Genomic DNA, 5,320 nt, shown 5'->3' on the forward strand with positions numbered 1-5,320 from the left:
CCGCCGTCCGGTGCACCTGTGGGACGAGGAGTCCCTGCTCGCGGCGCTGGCACCGCTGGCCGAGGTCGCCCCTGACGTCCTGGCCGTGCAGGAGCTCGACGTCGGCGGCGAGCGCTCCGGCGGGGTGCACCAGCCGCTCGCCGTCGCCGACGCCCTCGGCAAGGCCGGCGGCGACGTCGACTGGCGCTTCGCCCCGACGGTGCTGGGCATCCCCGGGTCCGGCGCCGAGCAGCTGCCGCTGGCCGGGCGGCTGGAGGACGAGGACTGGCCCGCCGACGACAGGCCCCGCTACGGCACGGCGCTGCTCGTGCGGGTCCCCGTCCGCCGCTGGCGGGCCCTGCCGCTGCGGGCCGGGTCGCTGCCCCTGCCGCTGCCCCTCCCGAGCCCGACGAGCGGACGACTCGGCCTCCGGGTCGTGCCCGACGAGCCGCGGGTGGCGGTGGCGGCCGAGCTCGACGGCCTGACGGTCGTCGCCGTCCACCTGTCCTTCGCGCCGCCGGTGGCGGTGCGCCAGCTCGTGCGGGTCCGGCGCTGGGCCGCTGGTCTGCCCGGCCCGGTCCTGCTCGTGGGCGACCTCAACCTGCCCGGCGGCCTGCCGGCACGCCTGCTCGGCGCACGGATGCTCGTGGAGGGTGAGACCTACCCGCTCCCGACGCCGACGCGCCAGCTCGACCACGTCCTCGCCCTGCCGCCCTTCGGCGACCACCGCTCGTCCGGGCTGCTGCCCTGGCGAGCCGGCGACGTCGACCTGCGGCTCGGCGTCGGCGACCACCGGGCGCTCTGCGTCGACGTCGAGGTCCCGACGCACCAGGGCGTGCCGAGCGCCGCCCCCCGCCAGGAGCACGTCGCCCGCGGCACCTAGTCCTCGAGTCCCCGGCCGGGGCGCAGGTCAGCGCACGGGCTCGTGGACGACGGGGGTCGAGCGCAGGACCTCGAGCAGCGCCTGCCCGTCGAGACCCTCGACGGGGCGGACGGTGCGGCCCGCGGCGGCGTAGAAGAAGGCGGCCGACACCTGCGCCACGGGCACGCCCGTGACGCGGGACCAGGCGAGCCGGTACACCGCGAGCTGGACGGCGGCGGCACGCTCCTCCCCCGCGGCCGGCGGGCGGCCGGTCTTCCAGTCGACGACCTCGTAGCCGCCGTCGGGGGTGGCGAAGACGGCGTCGAGGCGGCCCCGCAGGACCGTGCCCTCGACGGTCGTCTCGACCGGGACCTCCACGGCCAGGGGCACCCGGGTCGCCCACTCCGACGCCTCGAAGGCCGCCTGCAGGGCAGGCAGCGCCTCGTCGGCGGCGGCGCCCTCGTCCTGCGCGCCGGGCAGGTCGTCGAGGTCGACGAGCGGCACCGCCCCCCAGCGCTGCTCCAGCCACGCGTGGAAGGCGGTCCCCCGCCGGGCGGCCCGGGCGGGCGGCGCCGGCAGGGGCCGCCGGACGGCGACCGCCAGCGCCGCGGGGTCGCGCGCCAGCGCGACGAGCCGCGAGGCGGACAGGTGCGCCGGCAGCGCGACCTCGCGCACCGGCCGGGCCGAGGCGGCGCGCTCGGCCAGCAGCAGGTCGACCTCCCGGGTCCACGCCGTCGTCGGCGGAGGCCGGTCACGGGCCCGCTCGGCGGCTGCCCGCACGGCCCCCGCCGCCTGCACGAGCGGCTCCGGCGGACCGGCAGGGTCCGGCCACGGCGCGCTGGCCGGAGCAGGCGCGGCGCCGGCGTCGCCGGCCTGCGCCGCGGCACGCTCGACCGCCTCGGCCACCTCGGGGCCCAGCGCCGCCGCCACCTCGAGCAGGAAGCGGGACGGGCGGGTCGGCGTCGTGCGCCCCGGCGTCCACGTCGCCCCCGACAGCAGGAGCAGCCGCCGGGCGCGGGTGAGCGCCACGTACGCCAGGCGCCGCTCCTCCCCGACGACGTGGGCGCCGCTGTCCTGCTTGAACGTCGCGGTCCGAGCGGTGAGCTCGGCCAGCGAGCGCGCCGTACCCCAGTCCCACGAGGGCAAGGACGCGGCGTCGCCGCGCAGGTCGTAGGGCAGGGCGTCGAGGCCCACGAGCCAGCCCGAGGCGGTGTCGACCTTCCCCGGCCCGCCCGAGCCGGCCCGGCTCGGGAAGGCGCCCTCGGCCAGGCCCGGCATGGCGACGACGTCCCACTCCAGGCCCTTCGCGGCGTGGACGGTGAGCACCTGGACGGCGTCACGGCTGGGGGTGACCTCGTCGGGCTCGCCGACCGGACCGGCGTCCTCCTCCTGGGCCGGGTCCAGCCCCCGCTCGCGGGCGACGGCGGCGTCGACCCAGGCGAGGAAGGCACCGAGCGAGGTACCCCGGGAGCTCCCGCCGGCGGTCGACCCCCGCCGCCCACCGCTGGTGGCCTCGGCGAAGGAGGCGGCGACCTCGACGAGCGCGTCGAGCTGCCGTCGCGAGCCCGCCGGGGACGCCCCGGGGGCGGCGGCCAGCTCGACGTCCAGGTGCGTCGTGCGGACGACGTCCGCGACGAGGTCGGGCAGCGCCTGGTCGGCACGCCCGCGCAGGGCCGCGAGCTCGCGCGCGAGCCGGACGAGACGCTCGTGCCCGGGCGCGGAGAGCCCTCGCCGGCCGCTCCCACCAGCAGCACCGCTCCCACCAGCAGCACCGGGCCCACCACCACCGGGCCTACCACCACCGGGCCCACCACCACCGGGCCGGTCGCTCGCCAGCGCGGCGAGCGCCTCGACGAGGCCGGTGGCCTCGGCCGGCTCCGGCCGGTCGCGGTCACCGCGCCCGGTCAGCACCGGGCCGGGCCCACCCTCACCCTCGCCGTCGCCGTCCCTGTCGCCGCCTGGCCCTGGCTGCGCCGACGCCCCCGCCGCGAGGCGCGCCAGCCGGCGCGCCTCGCGGCCGAGCGCGCGCAGGTCCCGCGGGCCGACCCGCCACCGCGGGCCGGTGAGCAGGCGCGCGAGCGCGTCACCGCGGCCGGGGTCGTGCAGCACCCGCAGCACGGACAGGACGTCGAGGACCTCGGGGCGCTCCAGCAGACCCCCGGTGCCGACGACCTCCACCGGCAGCCCCTCGGCGCGCAGGGCCTCCTCGACGAGCGGGATCTGCGCGCGGCGCCGGCAGAGCACCGCCGCGGTCGGCCGCTCGCCCGCAGGCCCCGCCGCACCCGCCGCCCAGGCCCTCGCCAGCGCCTGGGCCGTCCGCGCGACCTCCTCCTGCGACGTCGCCGACCACCACACCTCGACCTGGCCGGCGCCGGCCCCCGGCCGCGGGGCCAGCGGCGGCACCGAGGGCGCCGACCCGCGGGACGAGCCCGGTGGGTGCTCTCGCAGCGGCGCCGAGACGGCGTTGGCCGCGACGAGCACCTGCTCGTCGTTGCGCCAGCTCGTGGACAGGTGCAGCACCCGCGCGGGCGTCCCGTCCGCGGCGGGGAACTGGCCCGGGAACCGCTCGAGCGTGCCGGCGCTGGCCCCGCGGAAGCCGTAGATGGACTGGTGCGGGTCGCCGACGGCCGTCACGGGGTGGCCGCCGCCGAACAGGTGCCGCAGCAGCTCCAGCTGGGCGTGGCTCGTGTCCTGGTACTCGTCGAGCAGCACGACGTCGTACCGCTCGCGCTCGCCGCGGCCCACCGCGGGCGCCTGGGCCGCGGCCTCCGCCGCGAGGCGCACCTGGTCGCCGAAGTCGAGCGCCTCGGCGGCCCGCTTGCGGGCGGCGTAGTCCGCCAGCAGCGGCACCAGCGCCCGGCGGGCCGCCAGGGCGGCGAGCACCTTGCCGAGGGGCGATCCCGGCGCCGGCCGCGCCGGCGCACCTCCTGCCTCGTCCTTCGGCAGCGAGCCGACCCGCGCGAGCAGGTCGCCCAGCGCGGCGTCGAGCTGGTCGGCGTCGACGAGGTGCTCGGCGCCCTCGCCCGACAGCGCCAGCACCCCGGCGACGACCGTGGAGACCGCCGAGTCGACCGCCGGGAGCTCCCCCGTCCAGCCCTCGACCACGTCGGCGGCCAGCTGCCAGGACGCCGCCTCGCCGAGCACGCGGGCCCCGGGCTCGACGCCGACGCGCAGCCCGTGCTCGGCGAGCACCGACGCCGCGTAGGAGTGGTAGGTCATGACGACGGGCTCGCCGTCGGGCACCGCCACGACGGGCGCACCCGCACCGTCGGCGGCCCCCTCGCGGGCGAGGGCCCTGCGCAGCCCCGCCAGGCGCACCCGCACCCGCTCGGCCAGCTCACCGGCGGCCTTGCGCGTGAACGTCAGCCCGAGGACCCGGTCGGGCGCGACCGCCCCGGAGACGACGAGCTGGACGACCCGCGCCGCCATCGTCTCGGTCTTGCCAGAGCCGGCGCCCGCGACGACGAGCAGGGGCGCCAGCCCCGCCTCGACGACGGCGCGCTGCTCCGGCGTCGGCGCGTGCCGGCCCAGCAGCCGAGCCACGGCGAGCGCGTCCAGGGACGCGGGCGGCCCGGCCGGCGGCGGGACGTCCTCCGCCGCCCCCAGGTCGAGCAGCAGCTGCCCGCTGCTCTCCCACCCGGCGTCCCCACGCCCCCCGCGCCCGCGACCTCCCGGTGGCCTCACGAGCCCACCTGCCGGCCCTCGGCCCGCACGGGGCAGGACGTCCGCACCGGGCAGGTGCGGCACCCCGGGCCGTCGTGCGCCGGGAAGGTCGCCCCGGCCATGCCCAGGGCGGTCTCCTGCAGGAGGTCACGCGCCCAGCCCGGCTCCTCGTCCGCCTCCAGCGGCGGCTGCGGCAGCTCGGCGTGCTTGGCGCGGCGGGCGGCGACGCTGACGAGGCGGGCACCGCCGCTGCGGGCCGGCGCGGCGTCGTCGACCGGCCCGCCCTGGTCTTCCCTCGCGACCACCGCGTCGAAGGCGCCCGCCTCGACGGCCGCCTGGTAGGCGCCCAGCTGGGGGTGGCGGGCCAGCTCCGCCCTCGTCGGCGAGCTGGACCCGGTCTTGAGGTCGACGACGACGAGGCGCCCCTGCTCGTCGCGCTCCAGCCGGTCGACGCGTCCGGTGAGCAGGGCCCGGCCCACCGCGACCCGGACCTCGACCTCCGTGCCGACCAGCTCTCGCCCGCCCGAGGTCGCGAGGTAGGGCGCGAGGTTGTCGAGCATCTTCTCGGCGACCTCTCGCTCACGCCGCGCCGGCCAGGTGCCCGCGGGTACCCCGAGCTCGTGCCAGCGCCGGTCCAGCTCGGCACCCAGCAGGGCGCGGTCCGCGCGCGGGTGCTGGGCGGCGATGTCGTGCACCAGGGTGCCGACGCCCGCCGAGGCGCCCTCCGACGCCGTGGCGCCCGAGGCCTCCAGCACCCACCGCAGCGGGCACTGCCCGTGCTGCTCGACCTTGGACGGCGAGACGGGCACCGGCTCC

At 79.5% G+C, this 5,320-nt stretch carries 3 protein-coding genes; 1 reads left to right on the plus strand and 2 read right to left on the minus strand.

Features of this window, described 5'->3' with window-relative positions; all coding sequences use genetic code 11:
* A partial coding sequence (locus WDV86_RS11445; protein ID WP_339567766.1) for an endonuclease/exonuclease/phosphatase family protein occupies positions 1-862 on the plus strand: 862 nt, incomplete at its 5' end.
* A gap of 27 nt (positions 863-889) precedes the next feature.
* Here the strand turns inward: WDV86_RS11445 and WDV86_RS11450 are convergent.
* Both WDV86_RS11450 and WDV86_RS11455 read right to left on the minus strand, forming a co-directional pair.
* Positions 890-4,525, minus strand: coding sequence for an ATP-dependent helicase (locus tag WDV86_RS11450; protein ID WP_339567767.1), 3,636 nt, complete (start codon positions 4,523-4,525; stop codon positions 890-892).
* Positions 4,522-5,320, minus strand: a 799-nt coding sequence (locus WDV86_RS11455) for a RecB family exonuclease (RefSeq protein ID WP_339567768.1), incomplete at its 5' end; no start/stop codon positions are given. The genes WDV86_RS11455 and WDV86_RS11450, both read right to left, overlap by 4 nt.

The sequence above is a fragment of the Pseudokineococcus sp. 1T1Z-3 genome, from assembly GCF_037482365.1.
In the GTDB taxonomy this organism is placed as follows: domain Bacteria; phylum Actinomycetota; class Actinomycetes; order Actinomycetales; family Quadrisphaeraceae; genus Pseudokineococcus.